This window comes from Pseudomonas caspiana (assembly GCF_040224095.2).
GTDB lineage: Bacteria > Pseudomonadota > Gammaproteobacteria > Pseudomonadales > Pseudomonadaceae > Aquipseudomonas > Aquipseudomonas caspiana.
Genome location: NZ_CP167995.1, coordinates 3,464,807 through 3,484,014, shown reverse-complemented (window position 1 = coordinate 3,484,014; position 19,208 = coordinate 3,464,807). Strand labels below are relative to the sequence as shown.

Here is a 19,208-nt window from a genome sequence, read left to right as displayed (position 1 = left end):
TTGCGCAATCCGTGGGAGCCGAGCTTGCTCGCGATAAGGCTGGACGCGAATCTGTTTGATAAATGCGGCGCCCTTATCGCGAGCAAGCTCGGCTCCCACAGGAAAACATTTCAGTTCTGATGCTTAAGGGTATTTGAAGAGGGCTTAATCCCGATAAAACACTTGAACCAGGTGATAACCAAACTTGCTCTTGATCGGCCCGTGCACTGTGCGCAGCGGCTTTTTGAAGATCACCTGGTCAATCGCGCCGACCATTTGCCCGGGGCGGACTTCACCCAGATCGCCGCCGCGCTTGCCGGACGGGCAGGTCGAATGTTTCTTGGCGAGCACGTCGAACGCTTCGCCCTTGGCAATGCGCTGTTTGAGCTGTTCGGCCTCTTCGGCGGTTTTCACCAGAATGTGGCGGGCTTGGGCTTTCATGGGGCAGAGGCCTGAGGAAAAAACGGCGGCCATTATCACACAGCAATGAGCAGCTTGCGCGTCGTTGGCCTGGCATAGGAAGGGCCGCACCGGTACATACCGCCAAAATTAGAGTCGGGGCTGCCATCTCTGCCGCTCTGTCCGGTATCCTTGCGGCGGATTTCTTACTTGCATGGAGTTGCGCGCACGATGATCGTTGGAATCGACCTTGGCACCACCAACAGCTTGGTAGCAGTCTGGCATGAAGGTACGCCGCAATTGGTTCCCAATGCTCTCGAGCAACTCCTGACGCCCAGTGTCGTTGGCCTTGATGACGAGGGACGGGTACTGGTCGGACAGGCTGCCCGGGAGCGCTTGCAAACCCATCCCAAACTAACTGTTTCGTTGTTCAAGCGGCACATGGGAAGCGCCCATGAGGTGCGTCTGGGCAGCAAGCTTTTTCGTCCTGAAGAGTTGTCGTCGCTGGTCTTGCGCAGCCTCAAGGAAGATGTCGAGCGTCAGTTTGGCGTGACCGTCACAGAAGCGGTTATCAGTGTCCCGGCCTATTTCAATGACGCGCAGCGCAAAGCCACGAAAATTGCCGGAGAGCTGGCCGGCCTTAAAGTCGAGCGGTTGATCAACGAGCCCACTGCTGCGGCGCTTGCCTATGGTCTGCATCAACGTGAGAGCTCAAGTTCGTTTCTGGTATTCGACCTGGGCGGCGGTACGTTCGACGTGTCGATCCTTGAGCTGTTTGACGGTGTCATGGAAGTCCGTGCAAGCGCTGGCGACAATTTCCTCGGTGGTGAGGACTTCGATACGTTGCTGGTTCAGTCCTTTCTCTCCAGTCAGGCCAATCCACAGGTCCTGGCGGAGTTGAGTTCACCGGACCTTGCGCACCGTTTACGTCGTGAAGCCGAGCGCGTAAGACGTGTTCTGGGTAATCAGGACAGCGCAACGTTCACCATGCGTCATGGTGATTCAGAGGTCTCGCAGGTCTATACGCAGACTCAATTGGCGGACCTGTTTGCGCCGCTGCTCACGCGTTTGCGTACGCCGATAGAAACCGCATTGCGTGACGCACGCATTCGCCCATCGGAACTCGATGAAGTGCTGCTGGTGGGTGGCACAACGCGTATGCCGATGATTCGTCGGATGGTCGCTGGTTTGTTCGGTCGCTTCCCCTCCATACAACTGGACCCTGATCAATCGATTGCACTGGGCGCCGCTGTTCAGGCTGCATTGAAATCAAGGGACGCAGCCCTTGAGGAGGTGGTGTTGACGGACGTTTGTCCTTATACCCTTGGCATCGAAACGTCCATGAGTGTTGGAGGCGGCATCCAGAGCGGGCATTTTCTGCCAATCATCGAGCGCAATAACGTAGTACCGGTCAGTAAGGTCAAGACGGTATCCACTCTGCATGATCAACAGACACAGGTGCTGGTCAAGATCTATCAGGGCGAGAGTCGCTGGGTCAGGGAGAATGTATTTCTGGGCGAAATGGACATCGCTGTTCCGCCAGCCCCTCCAGGGCAAATCGAGCTGGACGTACGTTTCACCTATGACAACAACGGCTTGCTGGAAGCCGAAGTGCAGATTCCTATGACCGGAGAAAAGCGCCATCTGGTCATCGAAAACAACCCTGGTGTGCTCGAGCCACAGGAAATCAAGGCGCGGCTGGCTGCCTTGGCTGACCTGAAAATACACCCCCGCGAGCAGCAGGTGAACAGCTTGCTGATTGCTCGTCTGGAGCGTTTGTATCAGGAAAGTCTGGGCGAGTTGCGAATCAAACTGGACCAGATGGCCAGCCATTTTCAGTATGTACTGGAGGGGCAGGACGAGCGTCAGATTCGTGAAACCCGCGTGGAAATGACCCAGCATCTTGACGGTATTGAGCAGGGCCTCTGGCAATGAGTTGTTGGGATATTCTGGGGCTGTCAGCCGATTCCGACTCCCGCACCATCAAGCGCCAGTACGCGGTATTGCTCAAGCAGCACCGGCCCGATGAAGACCCGGTGGGTTTCCAGCGCTTGCGCGAGGCTTACGAGCAGGCAATCAGCTGGAGTCGTGACGAAGCCCCCGTTGCGTTCAACGAACCAGCGCAGTTGCCTGAAGAGCCTGCGGTTGCGCCGACAGGACCAAGCGTCGCTGAGAAACTGGCGATGCAGTTGCTCGATGGCGCAGAGCCCATCGGGCTGGCCGGTCGTTTTGAGACCGCCAGAAACAGCTATTGCGCAGTCGAGTTCGAGCAGCAGTTGCTGCACCTGTCCCTGTCGGACTCCCCGCGGGCCATGGCTTTGGCTGAGTGGGGTGTGCAGAATTTTCACTGGTTAAGCCCATGGCTTCGGGATGAAGGCGTGGTCCTACCTCAGCCGCAACTCCAGCAGTTGTTGTCGCGGATGTACCAGCATCATGAGGAAAAACTACGACGACTGCTCGAGTCGCGTGATGTGGGTGCCTTCAGCCAGGCATTTATCAAGCTTGGCAAAAGTGAATGGCTTGGACCGATCGAGCGCCATGGCTGGCTCAACGCAATCGTCGCGCAGTTGCTGGCCGAGAGTGAGTTCTGGTCCCAGGAGTTGTTCGAGACTGTCTGTGTCCAGCAAGGCTGGAAGGTGCCCGGCGCTTATGGCCGCTGCCCTGAACCGGAGTGGTCCCGCCTGCAGGCTCGCAGCCACGGTCATACTTTCGCCGTTGAGCAACGCCGCCTTGCAGGTCTCGATCAACCGACACCGCAATGCCGCGCTGCGCAGATGATGTTTGGCAACCTGACGCTGGAACAGCGCCAGGTCATGGCCCACCGCTTCAGTGAAGATGACTGGAACGCCTGCCGGCTGTTAACTGAAAAAATCCTCAATCTGCATCCGCAGCTGCGTTCTGAGATGCCTGACGGTGAGCCTTATTTCTGGCGCAATTGGGAGGGCGTCAGTAAGCCCTTGCCCATGTATTTACCGTTGCTGGGAATGGGGGCAGGGTGGGTCATCCATGATCAGCAGGTGCGGACGATTTCCCTCTCTGAAAGCGTGGGATCTGCATTCGTCTGGATGTTGGTGATGGCAATCCCGACGCTGCTCATGCTGTGGCTGTGTCGTATCGTTGCTGACCGCAGCCTGGAGCAGGACGATTGGCTGACCCGTAACATTTCTCCTCGCTTGAGTTTGCGTCGGCCCGCACCATCGCTCATTCGGGTGTTGCTGCCTTGCTGGGCGACGGGGCTGGTGGTCTGGGCTGCCTTAGGTGTGTATGCCTTCGCTGGATATGCGGCAGGATTAGTGGCCCTCGAGCTTTTGCCACGTCTGCCAGGCAAAGGGTTGATCAAGTCGTGGGTTGGCGCGATGCGCCGTCCGGTCGATGTTTCATCGCTGTTGATGAAAGTCATCATCGTCTCTGCGTTGCTGATAACACTGGGCGCCTTGACCTATATCGATAATCAGCGAGTCGGCCGGGATCAGGGCTTGCAACCCTTTGTCATGCGAGCGTGTACAGGTTTGAAAGATACCGCGCCCGGGTGCCGGTTCCCGGCGACCGAAGCTCAGTGGTACGGCAAAAAAATCAATGGGCAAGAAACGCTATGAACCGCAATACGCTGATTGGTATCTGTGTCGCCGGCGTCATTGTGTTCAGCGCCCTGAAACCTCGCGACGTCACCTTGCGCTCTATGGTCAATGGCTGGCTAGGGCTCGCCGGTTCGGTTGAGCAAAGTCAGGCCAGCGCGTTGCGGCCGTTGATCTCTTGTCTTAACTTCGTTGATGTCAGCTGGCGCCGTGCTTACGAAGACTATCGAGCACGGGACCCCGAGGTTGAAAGTCCCGGCAAGGCACTCGCTGATCGCTATCCTGAGCTTTTTCAGGCTGCGCAGAGGACTCAGCCCGGTTCCTCGGCAAGGGGGGCGGGACGCCCCGATCAGTGTGTGTTGGCGGCGGATCAAAAGCGTCGACTGGTAGAGAAATTTCCCGATCTGGGAGCGGTTTATGCGCGCTACGTAACCGCTTTGCTCAGGGTCGACGAATTCACTCGGCGATTTGATTTTTATCCGGTATTGGGCGCTCGTCCGGACAGCGCCGCCGACAGGGCCGCACGTGACGTCGAGTTTGTGCCAATGGCCGAGGCGTTTTTGCGGGTATCCAGCGAGCTACGCACGCAAGTCGATGCTGCGGATCGCCGGATTCGTGAAGCTCAGTTGAACTTGCTCAGGCAGCGTGATCATTCGCAAATGGCGTTTTTACCGGGCCTTATTCAGCAGACCCGCGAAGAAATGCATGCGCTGACCGTTGCTGCTGCCGCGCAAACCCTGACCCAGGCGCAACTCGCCGCAGCCATCGAGCGGCTGAAAACCAGTTGGGTCTGGGATACGACTGACCCACGCCCCGGCATAGGTGATGCTGACGATGAAGCGCGACGCAATTGGTTCAGGGTTCAGACGCCCGCCACCGAATACTTGCAAGCCTTGCACACACTGAACGATCACTGGCTCAACCACGCTGACCCTCAACGCTTGAGTGATGACTTTGCGCTGGCCGGCAAGCACTTTGACCGGTTGATAGACGCGTACAATACTGCGGTGCTTTTGCAGTTCTAGATCAGGGCGCGCTTGTCATGGGCGTGGTGTCGAGGGCTCCAGCAACACAACCGGCTTCATCTATCATTGCTTCACGATGTCTTCTGCCGCCAAGCTATGCGCATTCTTCCTGAGAACCGTCATCCGGGTTGAACGTCGCATGAGATGCGGCATCTTTCAGTTAAATCATTTGTGCGGTGTTGCTTATGGATTTCCCGGCGTTGTTGAAGATTCTGGCCAGCCAGGATGGATCGGACCTTTATCTTTCTACGGGAGCGCCGCCCTGCGCCAAGTTCAATGGCGTGCTCAAACCATTGGGTACAGAGTCCCTGAAGCCGGGCCAGGTCGCGCTGGTCGCCGACGGGCTGATGGATGCAGAGCAGAAACTGGAATTCCATCGCGAACTGGAAATGAACCTTGCGGTGTCCATGGCCGGGATCGGTCGTTTCCGGATCAACATCTTCATGCAGCGCAACGAGGTTTCTATCGTGGCGCGCAACATCAAGCTGGATATCCCGCGCTTCGAGGACCTGCACCTGCCGCCGGTGCTGCTCGACGTGATCATGGAAAAGCATGGCCTGGTGCTGTTTGTGGGCGCGACCGGTTCAGGTAAGTCCACTTCGCTGGCGGCGCTGATCGATCACCGTAACCGCAATGCCAGTGGGCACATCATCACCATTGAAGACCCTGTGGAATTCATTCACCGGCACAAGAAGTCGATCATCAACCAGCGTGAAGTCGGGGTTGATACCCGTAGCTTTCGCGCGGCGCTGAAAAACACCCTGCGTCAGGCACCGGATGTCATTCTGATCGGCGAAATCCGTGATCGGGAAACCATGGAGCACGCTTTGGCTTTCGCCGACACCGGGCACTTGTGCCTTTCGACCCTGCACGCCAACAACGCCAATCAGGCGCTGGACCGGATCATCAACTTTTTCCCGGAGGAGCGGCGTCAGCAGTTGCTGCAGGATCTGGGTAATAATCTTAAAGCGTTTGTTTCCCAGCGACTGGTCAAGACCGTTGACGGTAAGCGCAGGGCGGCAGTGGAAGTCATGATGGGCACGCCGACCATACGCGACCTTATCCAGCGCAACGAGTTGACTGAACTCAAAGGCATCATGGAAAAGTCCGGCAACCTGGGCATGCAGACCTTCGACGGCGCGCTGTTCGATTTGGCCGCCGCCGGTGTGATCAGCGAAGAAGAAGCGCTCAAATACGCCGACTCCCAGAACAACGTGCGCCTGCGCCTCAAGCTGCATGGTGAAGGCGTGACGGCCAACCCTACTGCTGCGCCAAGCGCTCCTGTCGGTACCTCCAGCGTGAACGTGTCGGACTGGGGATTGGTGGATGAGCACGATGAGGGTGGCGGGCAGAGTTGATTTTACACCGGGCAAGCCCAGCTCCCGTAGGGCTATGTGCTAGGAGCGTGATAGCTTCTCTGAAGTAAGCCGTCGCGGGCTAGCGTTGCTTTGACAGGCGAGCGCTTTCTCCTGTGGGAGCCGGGCTTGCCCGCGATGCAGACGCCGCGATTTTGCAGGGGAACCAAGTTGATTTTATCGCGGGCAAGCACCGCTCCCACAGGACTGCATTTCAAATTTCAAGTGGTCTGATTACCTCACTGCGCCAGCCACCCCCCATCCACATTCCACGCCGCACCGCGTACCTGGCTGCCAGCTTCACTGGACAGGAACAACACCAGCTCGCCGAGCTGTGAGGGTGTCACGAACTCCAGCGATGGCTGTTTCTCGGCCAGCAAATCATGTTTGGCCTGATCCGCATCACCACTGGTCGCTGCCCGGTCATCAATTTGCTGCTGCACTAATGGGGTGAGCACCCAACCGGGGCATATCGCGTTGCAGGTGACATTGGTCGTGGCGGTTTCCAGGCCGACGACTTTGGTCAGGCCAATCACACCGTGCTTGGCCGCCACGTAGGCCGCTTTGCCGGTTGAACCCACCAGACCGTGTACCGAAGCGATGTTAATGATCCGTCCCCAGTTTTTACTGCGCATACCCGGCAGGCACAGGCGGGTGCTGTGGAATACCGAAGACAGGTTGATCGCGATGATCGAGTCCCAGCGCTCGACGGGGAAATCCTCAACCGCGTCGACGTGCTGGATACCCGCGTTATTGACCAGAATGTCGACCCCGCCAAACTCGCGTTTGGCGTACTCGATCATCTCGGCGATCTGTTCGGGTTTGCTGACGTCAGCGGGATGATGACCGACCTTGCCGCCGAACTTCGCAACCTCGGCAATCACTGCAGAGGCATCGCCGAAACCGTTGAGGATCAAGTCAGCTCCAGCCTTGGCAAGCGACAGGGCAATGCCCAGCCCGATACCGCTGGTAGAACCGGTGACCAGTGCTGTTTTACCTTTAAGACTCATACTCTGTGCCTCACACAATGCCAGTCGCGTAGAAAGTACCGATCACCACGAACACCGCCAGTGTCTTGATGATGGTGATGCCGAAAATGTCTTTGTAAGCCTCGCGATGGGTCAGCCCCGTGACGGCCAGCAAGGTAATCACCGCGCCGTTATGCGGTAGCGTGTCCATGCCGCCGCTAGCCATGGCCGCCACGCGATGCAACACCTCTAGCGGGATGTTGGCGGCGTGAGCGGCGCTGATGAAGGTTTCTGACATGGCGGCCAGGGCGATACTCATACCGCCAGACGCTGAACCCGTGATGCCGGCCAGCAAAGTCACGGTAATGGCTTCGTTGACCAGTGGATCGGGGATGCCTTTGAGCCAGTCTGCAAGTACCAGAAAACCCGGCAGAGAGGCGATGACCGCGCCAAAGCCATATTCCGAGGCGGTATTCATCGCGGCCAGTAACGCGCCGTTGACCGCGCTTTTGCTGCCCTCGGCCAGACGGCTGCGAATGGCCGTGAAACCGAAGGCCAGCACCATCAGAATCCCGATCAGCAAAGCGGCCTCGACCGCCCATATCGCGGTGAGCTTGGCGATCTCGGTCTGTACCGGAGTGGCCATGCCAGGCAGCGCCAGGGTATGCGTCTTGCCATACCACTGGGGGATCCACCAGGTGAACAGCAGGTTCATAAGCCCAACCAGCAGCAAAGGCGAAATCGCGATCCACGGGTTTGGCAGCTTGATGTCTTCCGGGGTGTCCGGTTCGTTGCGTAACTCGGTGCCGTAACCTTCACCCGCACGCAGCGCCTTATTGCGTTGGCGCTGCAGGTAGAGCATGCCCGCACAAAACACGAAGATGGTGCCGATCACTCCCAGCCACGGTGCGGCCCAGGCGGTGGTATTGAAGAACGTGGTGGGGATGATGTTCTGAATTTGCGGGGTGCCGGGCAGGGCGTCCATGGTGAACGAAAACGCACCGAGGGCAATGGTCGCGGGGATCAGACGTTTAGGGATATCGCTCTGACGAAACATCTCTGCCGCGAACGGATACACCGCAAACACCACGACGAACAGCGAAACGCCACCGTAGGTGAGCAGGGCGCAGACCAGCACGATGACCAGCATGGCCTGACGAGTTCCCAGTACGCCAATGGCCGCCGCGACAATAGACCGGGAAAACCCGGACAACTCGATCAGCTTGCCAAAAACGGCGCCCAGCAGAAACACCGGAAAGTACAGCTTGATAAAGCCGACCATCTTGTCCATGAACACGCCGGTAAAGGCTGGAGCCACGGCGGACGGATCAGTCAGCAGCACTGCGCCGAGGGCGGCGATGGGGGCAAAGAGGATAACGCTGTAACCACGATAAGCAGCAAGCATCAACAGCGCGAGGGCTGCCAAGGCAATGATTACACTCATTGAGTGTCTCCTGGCCTGGGAATCCAGCGTGCTCAGAGGCCGCCGAAAGCGCTCTGCATGGTTCGCTGAATCCTGTCGGCATATTGTTATTGTTTTCGGCTGCGGGAGTGCCGCTTGAGGGCTTTAGCGGGAATCGTGCCAGTTTTCAACGCATTGATATTTAGGGGCTTTTTGCTAATTGGCCGAGTCTGGGATCAGGTTCCGTCTCCGAATCGAGACTGTTTATTTGCTTTGAAAACATTCGAACCCTGTAGGAGCTGCCGAAGGCTGCGAAATGGTCATTCCTGACACACCGCGATCGCAGCCTTCGGCAGCTCCTACAAAAGGCTTGGTAGATGGATCCGTAGGAGCGCGCTTGCCCGCGATTCAGGCACCTCGGTGTGTCTAATGGACCGCGGCGCTTCGATCGCGGGCAAGCACCGCTCCCACAAGAGAGCTCGAGTGCCTATGGAGATCGCATGCAATCATGCATTCTCCATTCAGAGACTAAAGTCTCTCTATTGAGACTCGGCAATCCCCAACGCGGCCATTTTCTTGTACAGCGTCGAGCGACCAAGTCCGAGTTGACTCGCGGCTTCCACAACATTCCCTGCGCACTGCACCAATGCCTGCTCGATCAATTGCCGATCAAAGCGTTGTCGGGCCTGGCTGAAAGTTTCGAAGCAGGCGGGCTGAGAGGCGTGGCCCGGCTGGTTGCTGACCGGAACCAGATTGCCAATCGACGCACGAATTTCTTTGGCGTTGAGGATCAAGTCATCACTGAGCAACGCTGCGCGCTCCAGCACGTTACGTAGCTCGCGAATATTTCCCGGCCACGCGTGCTGCGCCAGTAATGCCTGAGCGCCGGGGTCGAGCTCGTGCTGACTGCGTAACTCTTCGAGGATCGATTCGCTGAGCGCTGGCAAGTCATCCAGACGCTCACGCAGCGGCGGAACCTGGATGGGCAACACGCTCAGACGATAGTAGAGATCGGCGCGGAACTGGCCGCGCTTGATAGCGGCTTCAAGGTCGGTGGATGTCGCAGCAATCAGCCGGACATCGCTCTTGTGTACTTCGTTGGAGCCGACCGGTTCGTACTCCTTCTCCTGCAGCACCCGCAGCAGCTTGCTTTGTAATGGCAGCGGCATGTCGCCGATTTCATCCAGAAACAAGGTGCCGCCCTGAGCGATCTGCAGCTTGCCGGGGCGTCCCTTGCGATCGGCACCTGTAAATGCACCCGGCGCAGTGCCGAAAAACTCTGCCTCCAATAACGTTTCCGGAATGGCCGCGCTGTTGATGCTGACAAATGCTTTATGTGCCCGGGGAGATGCATTGTGAATCGCGTGAGCCAGCAATTCTTTGCCGGTGCCGGTTTCGCCCAGCAGCAGGACTGGTGAATCGGCACTGGCACTGCGTCGGGCCCGGCGTTTGACTTCCAGGCTGGCCGAGCTGGTCCCGATGAAATGCGCGAAGCTGTATTTTGCCTGACGAGCGCGCAGTAGCGAACGGGTTGAGGCCAGTTCCTCCTGCATGCTCAAGTAGCGCTTGAGCAGGGGAGATAGGGCCTGCAATTCATCAAAAAGAGCAAACCCGATAGCGCCGATCACGCCCCCTTTGTCGTCGTGAATCGGCAGACGCATGACCACCAGCGGGTCCTTGGCGGTGTCCATCATGTCCAGCAGGATCGGTCGCCCATTGGTCGCAACCTGGCGCAGCAGGCTGCCGGGGATGACCTTTTCACAGGGTTGGCCCAGCGCCAGACTGGAGTCCTGCAGCCCGAAGCGACGGGCGTAGCGTTCGTTGATCCAGACTATCCTGGCATCCTTGTCGACAATCACGGTGCCTTCACTCGACTGCTCGATGATTTCGAACAGCGAACGAATCGCCAGTTGGCGAACGCTGCGGTAATCGTTAAGGCTATGGCTCTCTTTCATAGGGTGTTCCGTTGTGCGTCACCGGCGTCTGGCCGTACAGAATGCCCGTTTTTTTTCAACTGAATCCAGGGTGCGCCGCCGCCAGCAATTCCTTGGTGTAAGGATGTTGGGGCGCGTCGAACAGATCGTGACTGGCGCCACGTTCGACAACCTTACCGTCTTTGACCACGATGACATCGTGAGCCAATGCCTTGACCACAGCCAGATCATGGCTGATGAACAGATAGGTCAGGCCGTGTTTCTCCTGTAACTGACGCAGCAAAGCTACGACTTGTTTCTGTACTGTCCGGTCAAGCGCCGAGGTCGGTTCATCCAGCAGGATCAGCGCCGGTTTGAGGACCAATGCCCTGGCAATGGCGATACGCTGACGCTGGCCACCGGAAAACTCATGGGGATAACGATGTCGACTTTGCGGGTCGATGCCGACTTCTTCCAGCACCCGAATGACTTCAACTTCGCATTGCACCGGGTCCAGCTCACTGTGGACTTCAAGCCCTTCACTGATGATTTGCGCCACTGACATGCGTGGGCTGAGACTGCCATAAGGGTCCTGAAAAACCACCTGCATCTGTTTGCGCCACGGGCGCATTTGCTTCTGGTTCAGGTCATTCAGGCTCTGCCCCTGAAAACGAATACTGCCACGCGATTCAAGAAGACGGAGGATTGCCTGACCAAGTGTCGATTTTCCCGACCCCGACTCACCCACGATGCCCAGGGTTTTACCGCGTTCGATGCTCAGGCTGATGTCATCTACGGCCTTCAGGTATTCCTTGTGCTGACGGAAAATGCCGCCACCCAGAGAGAACCAGACACGCAGATTATCAACCTCCAGCACTTTTTCCCGACTGTCGCGGGGCAAAGGTTCACCCGCAGGCTCGGCGTCCAGTAACAGTTTGCTGTAAGGGTGTTGTGGTTGCTTGAACAAAGAGTGGCAATTGGACTGCTCGACGATTTCCCCGGCGCGCATCACGCAGACGCGCTGGGCAATGCTGTGCACCAGATTCAAGTCGTGACTGATCAGCAGCAGGGACATGTTCAAGCGTTGCTGCAGTTCCTTGAGCAGCAGCAGGATCTTGCGCTGCACGGTGACATCAAGGGCCGTAGTGGGCTCGTCGGCGATCAGCAGTTCCGGTTCGCAAGCCAGCGCCATGGCGATCATCACCCGCTGTCGCTGACCGCCGGACAACTCATGCGGATAGGCTCTAAGGCGCTTCTCCGGTTGTTGAATGCCGACCAGTTCGAGCAGTTCAACGATGCGCTTTTGCGCAGCCCGGCCAGTCAGGCCTTTATGCAGCAGAAGCGTTTCGCCGATTTGTTTGGAGACCGTGTGCAACGGGTTCAGCGAGGTCATCGGCTCCTGGAAAATCATTCCGATCTGGTTGCCGCGCAGCCGGCGCAAGATACGGCCGTCGGCGCCGAGCAACTGCTGGTCTCGATACAGAATGCTACCGGTGCTTACCGTGCCGCTGCTGGGCAACAATTGCAGGATCGAGTGCGCGGTCACTGACTTGCCTGAGCCGGACTCACCCACCAACGCCAGGCATTCACCGGCGCGGATATCCAGACTCAGGTTCTTGACCACCGTTTGCCCGCTGAAGGCGACGCAGAGGTCACGGATTTCAATCAGGTTCTCCGACATATCAAGACCTCGGGTCGAAAGCGTCACGGAGCGCCTCGCCAATGAACACCAGCAGCGACAGAATCAACGCCAGAGTGAAGAAAGCGGTCAGCCCCAGCCAGGGCGCTTGCAGGTTCTGTTTGCCCTGGGCAATCAGCTCGCCCAGCGACGCACTACCAGCCGGCATACCGAAGCCCAGGAAATCCAGCGCTGTCAGGGTGGAAATCGCCCCGGTGAGGATGAACGGCAGGTAACTCAGGGTCGCGTTCATGGCGTTAGGCAGAATGTGTCGGGTGATGACTTTACGGTCGCCCATTCCCAATGCGCGAGCCGCCTTGACGTACTCAAGGTTGCGCCCGCGAAGAAACTCGGCGCGCACCACATCCACCAGCGCGAGCCATGAGAACAGCGCCATGATGCCCAGCAACCACCAGAAATTGGGTTCGACAAAGCCAGACAGGATGATCAGCAGATACAGCACCGGCAGCCCTGACCAGACCTCCAGCAGACGCTGACCGATCAGATCCACCCAGCCACCGTAGTAACCCTGCAGCGCACCCGCGGCGATACCGATCAGGGCACTTATCGTGGTCAATACCAGTGCAAACAGAATCGACACGCGCGCACCGAAGATCACTCGGGCCAACACGTCACGCGCCTGATCATCAGTGCCCAGCCAGTTTTGCGCGGTTGGCGGGCTGGGGGCAGGGCGATTGAGGTCATAATTGGGGGTGTTGTCGCTGAACGGGATGGGCGGAAACAGCATCCAGCCGTCACCCTTTTTGATCAGGTCCCGAACATAATCACTGCGATAGTCGGGCTGAAACGGCAGTTGGCCGCCAAACTCTTGCTCGGTGTAGCGCTTGAGCGCCGGGAAATACAGCGAGTTCTGATAACTGAGCACCAGTGGTTTGTCATTGGCGATCAACTCGCCCCCCAGTGTCAGCAGGAACAAGCCGCAGAACAGCCATAACGACCACCAGCCTCGGCGGTTACTGCGAAAGCGTTCCAGACGTCGTTGGGCCAGCGGAGAGAGTCTGCGCATCAGGCATTCCTCGCGCTGAAGTCGATTCGCGGATCGACCAGGGTGTAGCAGATATCGCCCACCAGTTTTATCAGCAAGCCGAACAGGGTGAAGATGAACAGAGAGCCGAATACCACGGGATAGTCCCGTGAAACCGCAGCTTCGTAGCTCATGCGGCCTAGACCATCAAGGGAAAAAATCACCTCGATGAGCAGCGAGCCGGCAAAAAACACGCTGATGAATGCCTGAGGGATGCCGGCCACCACCAGCAGCATGGCGTTGCGGAATACATGACCGTACAGCACCCGACGCTCGCTCAAGCCTTTGGCTCGGGCCGTGACGACGTACTGGCGGGTGATTTCATTGAGGAAGGAGTTCTTGGTCAGAATGGTCAAGGTCGCGAAACCGCCGATGACCAGTGATGAAACCGGCAATACCAGATGCCAGAAGTAGTCGGCGATCTTGCCCACGGTCGTCATCTGTTCGAAGTCTTCAGAAACCAGCCCGCGTACCGGGAACCAGTTCAGGGACGTACCCCCGGCGAAGAGCACCACCAGTAGCATTGCAAACAGAAACGCCGGCATTGCGTAGCCAATGATGATGGCGGTGCTGCTCCAGATGTCGAAATGACTGCCGTGTTTGACGGCCTTGCGAATCCCTAACGGTATCGAAACCAGATAGGTGATGAGCGTTGCCCAAAGCCCCAGCGAAATGGATACCGGCATCTTTTGCAGAATCAGATCGGTGACCGTCGCGCCCCGGAAGAAGCTTTTACCGAAATCCAGTTGCGCATAGCTTTTAAGCATCAACCACAAACGCTCGTGCAGAGGCTTGTCGAAACCATATTGATGTTCGATTTCCTTGATCAGCTTTGGATCAAGGCCGCGAGAAGCGCGGGACTGGTTAGCGTTGATCGACTCGGCCGGTGCGCCGCCCGCGCTGGAACTGGCACCGCCGATACCTTGCAGGCGCGCGATTGCTTGTTCCACGGGGCCGCCGGGCGCGGCCTGCACAATGAAGAAGTTAACCAGCAGAATGCACAGCAAGGTGGGAATGATCAGGAGCAGGCGCCGCAACAAATAGCCGAGCATTCACTTCATCTCCGAGGCAACGGCGGAAGCACCGCGTTTTTCTGCGAACTGCTCGTTGGTCAGCGGGGTAGGGCTGACCTCCCACCAGGTATCGATGGCCTCCGCATTACTGGCCTGGATTTTCGGAATGCCAAACCGATTCCACCACAACGTCGACGAACCTGGCGGGTAATAGTTAGGAATCCAGTAATAACCCCATTGCAGCACGCGATCCAGGCAACGGGCGTAATCGACCATGGTGGATTTCTGATCGGCGCTGACGAGCCCTGCGATCAGGCTGTCGACGGCTGGATTTTGCAGCACCATATAATTGTTGGAGCCGGGATCCCGGGCACCTTTGGAGCCGAAGTTGTTGTACAGCTCCATGCCGGGTGAGGTCGAGACCGAGTAGCCCGTCACGATCATGTCGTAATCACGAGCCATCACCCGGTTCAGGAATTGCGCCGCGTCAATACGGCGAATCTCGAAGTCGATACCGATCTGCGCGAGATTGCGCTTATACGGCAGCAGTATTTTTTCAAATCCTGCCTGGCCATTGAGGAAGGTAAAGGTAAACGGTTCGCCTTTGGCGTTGACCAGATGATCCCCCTTGGGTGTCCAGCCGGCGTCTTCCAGCAGCTTCAGCGCTTCCAGTTGCTTGTCGCGGATATAACCGGTGCCGTCGGTTTTTGGGGTTTTATAAACCTCGCTGAATACTTCTGGCGGAACAGTTGCGCGGAGCGGCTCGAGGATTTTCAGCTCGGCGGGTGTCGGCAGTTCGGTGGCTGCCAGGGACGAGTTGGAGAAGTAGCTGTTCTGGCGGATGTACATGTTGCGCATCATCTGCCGGTTGGTCCATTCGAAATCCCACAACATCGACAGTGCCTGACGCACCCGGCGGTCCTGAAAGATCGGTCGGTCCAGATTGAACACGAACCCTTGAGAACTCTGCACCGCGCCTTTGGCCAGATGGGCTTTTTGCAGGCGGCCGTCGCTCAGCGCCGGGCTGTCATAAAGAATCGAGTAAGCGGTAGCCGAGTATTCGCGGTTGTAGTCGTAAGCACCGCCCTTGAGCACTTGCCGGGCAACATCAGTGTCGCCGAAGTACTCGACGCTGAATGTATCGAAATTATAAAAACCTCGATTGACCGGCAAATCCCTGGCCCACCAGTCAGGATCACGGGCGAACGTGATGCTGCGTCCGGGATCAACCTTGGCGACTTTGTAGGGACCGCTGCCCACCGGGATCTCAAAGCCGCCACCGCCCGCGAAGTCACGGCTCTTCCACCAGTGCTCTGGAAAAACCGGCAGAGAAGCAAGGTCCAGCGGCAAGGTACGGCTTTCATTGGTTTTGAAGTCAAAGCGAATCTGGGTTGGCGATTCAACTTCAACGCCTTTGATGTCCTGAAATTGAGTCCGGTAAGAGAGGCTGCCTTGGGTCATCAGCAGGTCATAGGTGTAGCGCACATCTTCGGCGGTAATCGGCACGCCGTCTGCGAAGCGCGCTTTGGGATTGATAAAGAACCTGAGCGACAGGCCGTCGTTGCTGCGTTCGATACGCTCGGCGACCAGGCCATACACGGTGTAAGGCTCGTCAAGCGACCTCACGGCCAGCGGCGAATACAGCATGCCGTTGATTTGCGACACGCCGGTGCCTTTGTCGAGATAGGGCATCAGGTGATCGAACTGACCGATTTCCTGCGCGGAGCGGCGCATGCTCCCCCCTTTGGGCGCGTCAGGATTTACATAGTCGAAATGTTTGAAATCCGCCGGGTAGCGAGGTGCTTCGCCGTAGACAGTCAGGGCGTGTTGCGGTGCCGCGGACAGTAATTGAGGGCCAGAAAACAGGGCCAGTAGTGCCACGATCAGCGATGTAGAAACAAAACGCATTACTGGGATCCTGACTGACGTCGGCTGGCGAACATCAGGGTTAAGGGTGGCGGTGATTAAAGTCATACGACAGGCACGGCCAGACATTGTTCTTGACCGTGGAATACAGGCTTCAACAAAGTACCGGAACCCGGGCACGTTTGTAACCGGATGATGCGCAGTGCGCCAACGGGTTTTATGCCAAAACCAAGCAATTTGCTTGCCCGGGAAAGGGCATTGGGGATAAATGCCTTCCCTTTAGTGGATCCTGACGCCGCGCTGTCGGGCGGCAAACGGCAGACCTGTAGAGCGCACGAGCACCGCGAGGCCGCGATGGCGGTGCATCAGCCTGACCGCTTTCACCGCCTTCGGCAGCTCCTGCAAGGTTGACTATCGTAAGGTTCGCGCCACAAACAAAAACGGCCCGCCGTGAGGCGAGCCGTTTGTAAGCGTCAGCAGCGAGGAATCAATCCTGGCGGCTGGTCACTTCCAGCAGGTGATAACCGAACTGGGTTTTCACCGGGCCTTGAACGACGTTGACTGGCGCGCTGAACACGACAGTGTCGAATTCCTTGACCATCTGGCCAGGGCCGAACGAACCCAGATCACCGCCTTGACGGCTGGATGGGCAGCTGGAGTTGGATTTGGCGACTTCCGCGAAATCAGCACCGCCTTCGATCTGCGCTTTGAGTTCGTTGCATTTCTCTTCGCTGGATACAAGGATGTGGCGGGCAGTGGCTTTAGCCATGGGGAATTACTCCTGTCAAAAAAAAGAAAGAGCCTACCGGATTAAGGAAGGCATTTCTCGATAAAGTTCAGGCCGATAACCCAGGAGAGGAGCGAGCGGCGTTAGTGTGCCGCTCTTTTTAGCTATTACCTGTAACGCAACTTGCTCACGGCTTCGCGTAGCAAATGCTCGGTTGCGTCCCAGCCCAAGCAGCCGTCAGTCACCGAAACCCCGTACCGCATGGATGCACTGATCGGCTGGCAACCCTCAAACAGATGACTTTCGATCATCATGCCGACCAGCGATGAGTCACCTTGCAAGCGCTGTGCGAGCACGTCGTTGAACACCTCTGGCTGGCGCAGTGGGTCTTTACCACTGTTCGCGTGACTGCAATCGACCATGATGCGTTCGGCAATTCGCTGTTTCGCCAGACCCTCACGTACTTGCGCCACGCTTTGACGATCGTAGTTAGGTCCTTTATGTCCGCCGCGCAGCACGATGTGGGTGTCGGGGTTGCCCTGGGTTTCGATAATCGCCGGATGACCCTGGCGATCCATACCAAAATGACGATGCCCGTGCGCCGCTGAACGCATGGCGTCGCAGGCAACGGCGACACCGCCATCGGTACCGTTCTTGAAACCGACCGGCATTGGCAGACCGCTGGCCATTTCCCGGTGGATCTGGGATTCGGTCGTGCGTGCGCCAATCGCTACCCAACTGAGCAGGTCATCAAAGTAGCCAGCAGCCATGGGTTGCAGGATCTCCGTCGCAATCGGCAAGCCCAGGCGCAGCATCTCACGCATCAAATCGCGTGAGAGCGTCAGGCCTGCGGCCATGTCATCACTGCCATCGAGCTGCGGATCGTAGGCGAGGCCTTTCCAGCCAACCGTGGTGCGGGGCTTTTCTACGTAGGCGCGCATCACCAGCAGCATCTGGTCGCTGACTTCAGCGGCAAGCGCTGCCAGGCGTTCGGCGTATTCGAGGGCTGATTGCGGATCATGGATAGAGCAGGGGCCTACAACAACCAGCAGGCGGGAATCTTCGCCATTGAGGATGGCGCGAACAGCGCGGCGATGCGCGGCGACTTGATCGCTTAAAGCCAGATCCAGTGGCAGCTGGGATTTCAGTTGCAGGGTACTTGGCAGGCGCTGCGGGGCGGGGATGCTGTCGAGCACGGTCAGGTTACTGGTCGACAGGTCGGACGGTTTTACTGCGATAGACGAATTCATGGTTCTGCTTCCTGGGCTGGCGGGTCTGGCCCGCTCAAAGCCCTACTGGGGTGTTCGACAATTTGCCGGGTTGGCGTTCTGTAATGGGTTGCCACCTGTCAGTGACCGAACGGAGGCGGCTTGCTGTCCCGAACGGAGGCTGCTAAATCGCCAGGCAGTGCAGATGTCGGTGCGGTAATAAGTGCTGTAGGTCATGTCGTAATCCTCGATTCAATTCAATTTTCAGGAGCGCTAAAAAACAAAACCCCCGGTCGGGTAGCCGACCGGGGGTAGAGAGTTCTCTGGTTGGCGTCCCCTGAATATGGGCGCCGGATGGGTATCAGGCGCGCCAGTGGCTAAACCAATACCCATAATAAGAAGTGCTTTGCGAAGCAACGTTTGCTACCTGACCACGCACGGCCGCACGTGCTGCCAAGCGATCAACGCTGGTCTGCAACAGTGGCTGTGAAGTGGATGGCAACATGATACGTCTCCGTTAAGTTCAGTGAGCTTACTTCAGCCTTGCCGGCCAATTCAATCAGAAAAATCAATTGCGCTCATAGAGGTGTTGCAAGTGCAGGTGAAAGGCCGGTGCATTTCCAATTAACAAGTTCGAGACAAAATGTTTAAAGCAGAAAAAATATGGAGAAAAATCCTACAGCACAATGCTCTTGGCCCTGCATGCTGCATCTTGACCCGCTGACTTGCAAAAATCTCACTCAGCCGCTGCTTCAATTTGAAGTTTAGGCTCGGAAGGAATGATGCCGTCCTTCATGCCCAGCAAAACCGCCACTTTATGCGCTTCTCCGCGCCGACCTTTCTTGCGGCCAGCTAAAACCTGGTAAGTGGTTGCCGGATCAATACTGTTCTCTCGGGCAAACTCTTGAACAGATTTGCCTTGATGTTCAAGCCATGCCTTGGCTTGTGCGGCAGTACGTATTCCGGGCATAGTTCAAAACCGTTCAAAATAGTTCATGTCAGTTTAATTTCATTCAGATCTTACCATTCGTAAGGGTGGAGTCAATAGGAATACA

General features: G+C 57.3%; 16 protein-coding genes. 4 read left to right on the top strand and 12 right to left on the bottom strand.

Features of this window, described 5'->3' with window-relative positions:
- Window positions 1-144: 144 nt before the first annotated feature.
- Complete coding sequence (locus ABRP31_RS15955) at window positions 145-420, bottom strand: peptidylprolyl isomerase (RefSeq protein WP_017133756.1); 276 nt, start codon at window positions 418-420, stop codon at window positions 145-147.
- Window positions 421-609: 189 nt separating this feature from the next.
- Here ABRP31_RS15955 and ABRP31_RS15950 point away from each other — a divergent pair, with 189 nt between their 5' ends.
- From ABRP31_RS15950 to ABRP31_RS15935, 4 genes are all read left to right on the top strand, one after another.
- Window positions 610-2,313 (top strand): molecular chaperone HscC, encoded by a 1,704-nt coding sequence (locus tag ABRP31_RS15950; protein WP_087263931.1) that lies wholly within the window; start codon window positions 610-612, stop codon window positions 2,311-2,313.
- Window positions 2,310-3,974 (top strand): hypothetical protein, encoded by a 1,665-nt coding sequence (locus ABRP31_RS15945; protein ID WP_349969278.1) that lies wholly within the window; start codon window positions 2,310-2,312, stop codon window positions 3,972-3,974. Before ABRP31_RS15950 ends, ABRP31_RS15945 begins: the two co-directional genes overlap by 4 nt.
- Window positions 3,971-4,978: a hypothetical protein gene (locus ABRP31_RS15940; protein ID WP_349969277.1), complete on the top strand. Its 1,008-nt coding sequence runs from the start codon at window positions 3,971-3,973 to the stop codon at window positions 4,976-4,978. The genes ABRP31_RS15945 and ABRP31_RS15940 overlap by 4 nt, the downstream gene beginning before the upstream one ends.
- Before the next feature lie 185 nt (window positions 4,979-5,163).
- The gene (locus ABRP31_RS15935) at window positions 5,164-6,336 is read left to right on the top strand and encodes a PilT/PilU family type 4a pilus ATPase (protein ID WP_087263936.1); all 1,173 of its coding nucleotides are present in this window, start codon (window positions 5,164-5,166) and stop codon (window positions 6,334-6,336) included.
- Between the two features lie 236 nt (window positions 6,337-6,572).
- On the opposite strand, the gene ABRP31_RS15930 is transcribed toward ABRP31_RS15935, so the two are convergent.
- The 11 genes from ABRP31_RS15930 to ABRP31_RS15880 all read right to left on the bottom strand — a co-directional run bounded on the left by ABRP31_RS15930 (window position 6,573) and on the right by ABRP31_RS15880 (window position 19,123).
- Window positions 6,573-7,343, bottom strand: coding sequence for a 3-hydroxybutyrate dehydrogenase (locus ABRP31_RS15930; protein WP_349969276.1), 771 nt, complete (start codon window positions 7,341-7,343; stop codon window positions 6,573-6,575).
- Between the two features lie 10 nt (window positions 7,344-7,353).
- Window positions 7,354-8,745 carry a GntP family permease gene (locus ABRP31_RS15925; RefSeq protein WP_349969274.1) on the bottom strand — a complete coding sequence of 464 codons (1,392 nt, stop codon included), beginning with the start codon at window positions 8,743-8,745 and terminating at the stop codon, window positions 7,354-7,356.
- A 497-nt stretch (window positions 8,746-9,242) separates the two neighbouring features.
- On the bottom strand, window positions 9,243-10,658 hold the full coding sequence (locus ABRP31_RS15920; RefSeq protein ID WP_349969273.1) for a sigma 54-interacting transcriptional regulator: 1,416 nt from the start codon (window positions 10,656-10,658) through the stop codon (window positions 9,243-9,245).
- A gap of 55 nt (window positions 10,659-10,713) precedes the next feature.
- Entirely contained in the window at window positions 10,714-12,297 is a 1,584-nt protein-coding gene (locus tag ABRP31_RS15915; protein ID WP_349969272.1) for an ABC transporter ATP-binding protein, read from the bottom strand.
- 1 nt (window position 12,298) lies between these two features.
- On the bottom strand, window positions 12,299-13,321 hold the full coding sequence (locus ABRP31_RS15910; RefSeq protein WP_349969271.1) for an ABC transporter permease: 1,023 nt from the start codon (window positions 13,319-13,321) through the stop codon (window positions 12,299-12,301).
- Window positions 13,321-14,391, bottom strand: a complete 1,071-nt coding sequence (locus ABRP31_RS15905) for a microcin C ABC transporter permease YejB (RefSeq protein WP_349969270.1) — start codon at window positions 14,389-14,391, stop codon at window positions 13,321-13,323. Before ABRP31_RS15905 ends, ABRP31_RS15910 begins: the two co-directional genes overlap by 1 nt.
- Complete coding sequence (locus tag ABRP31_RS15900) at window positions 14,392-16,260, bottom strand: extracellular solute-binding protein (RefSeq protein ID WP_349969269.1); 1,869 nt, start codon at window positions 16,258-16,260, stop codon at window positions 14,392-14,394.
- 445 nt (window positions 16,261-16,705) lie between these two features.
- A complete protein-coding gene (locus ABRP31_RS15895) occupies window positions 16,706-16,987 on the bottom strand; it encodes a peptidylprolyl isomerase (RefSeq protein WP_027898593.1) in 282 nt (93 codons plus the stop codon).
- Window positions 16,988-17,112: 125 nt separating this feature from the next.
- Window positions 17,113-18,195 (bottom strand): 3-deoxy-7-phosphoheptulonate synthase, encoded by a 1,083-nt coding sequence (locus ABRP31_RS15890; RefSeq protein ID WP_349969268.1) that lies wholly within the window; start codon window positions 18,193-18,195, stop codon window positions 17,113-17,115.
- 319 nt (window positions 18,196-18,514) lie between these two features.
- Window positions 18,515-18,658, bottom strand: coding sequence for a hypothetical protein (locus ABRP31_RS15885; protein WP_349969267.1), 144 nt, complete (start codon window positions 18,656-18,658; stop codon window positions 18,515-18,517).
- A gap of 231 nt (window positions 18,659-18,889) precedes the next feature.
- Window positions 18,890-19,123 (bottom strand): DNA-binding protein, encoded by a 234-nt coding sequence (locus ABRP31_RS15880; RefSeq protein ID WP_349969266.1) that lies wholly within the window; start codon window positions 19,121-19,123, stop codon window positions 18,890-18,892.
- Window positions 19,124-19,208 lie beyond the last annotated feature (85 nt).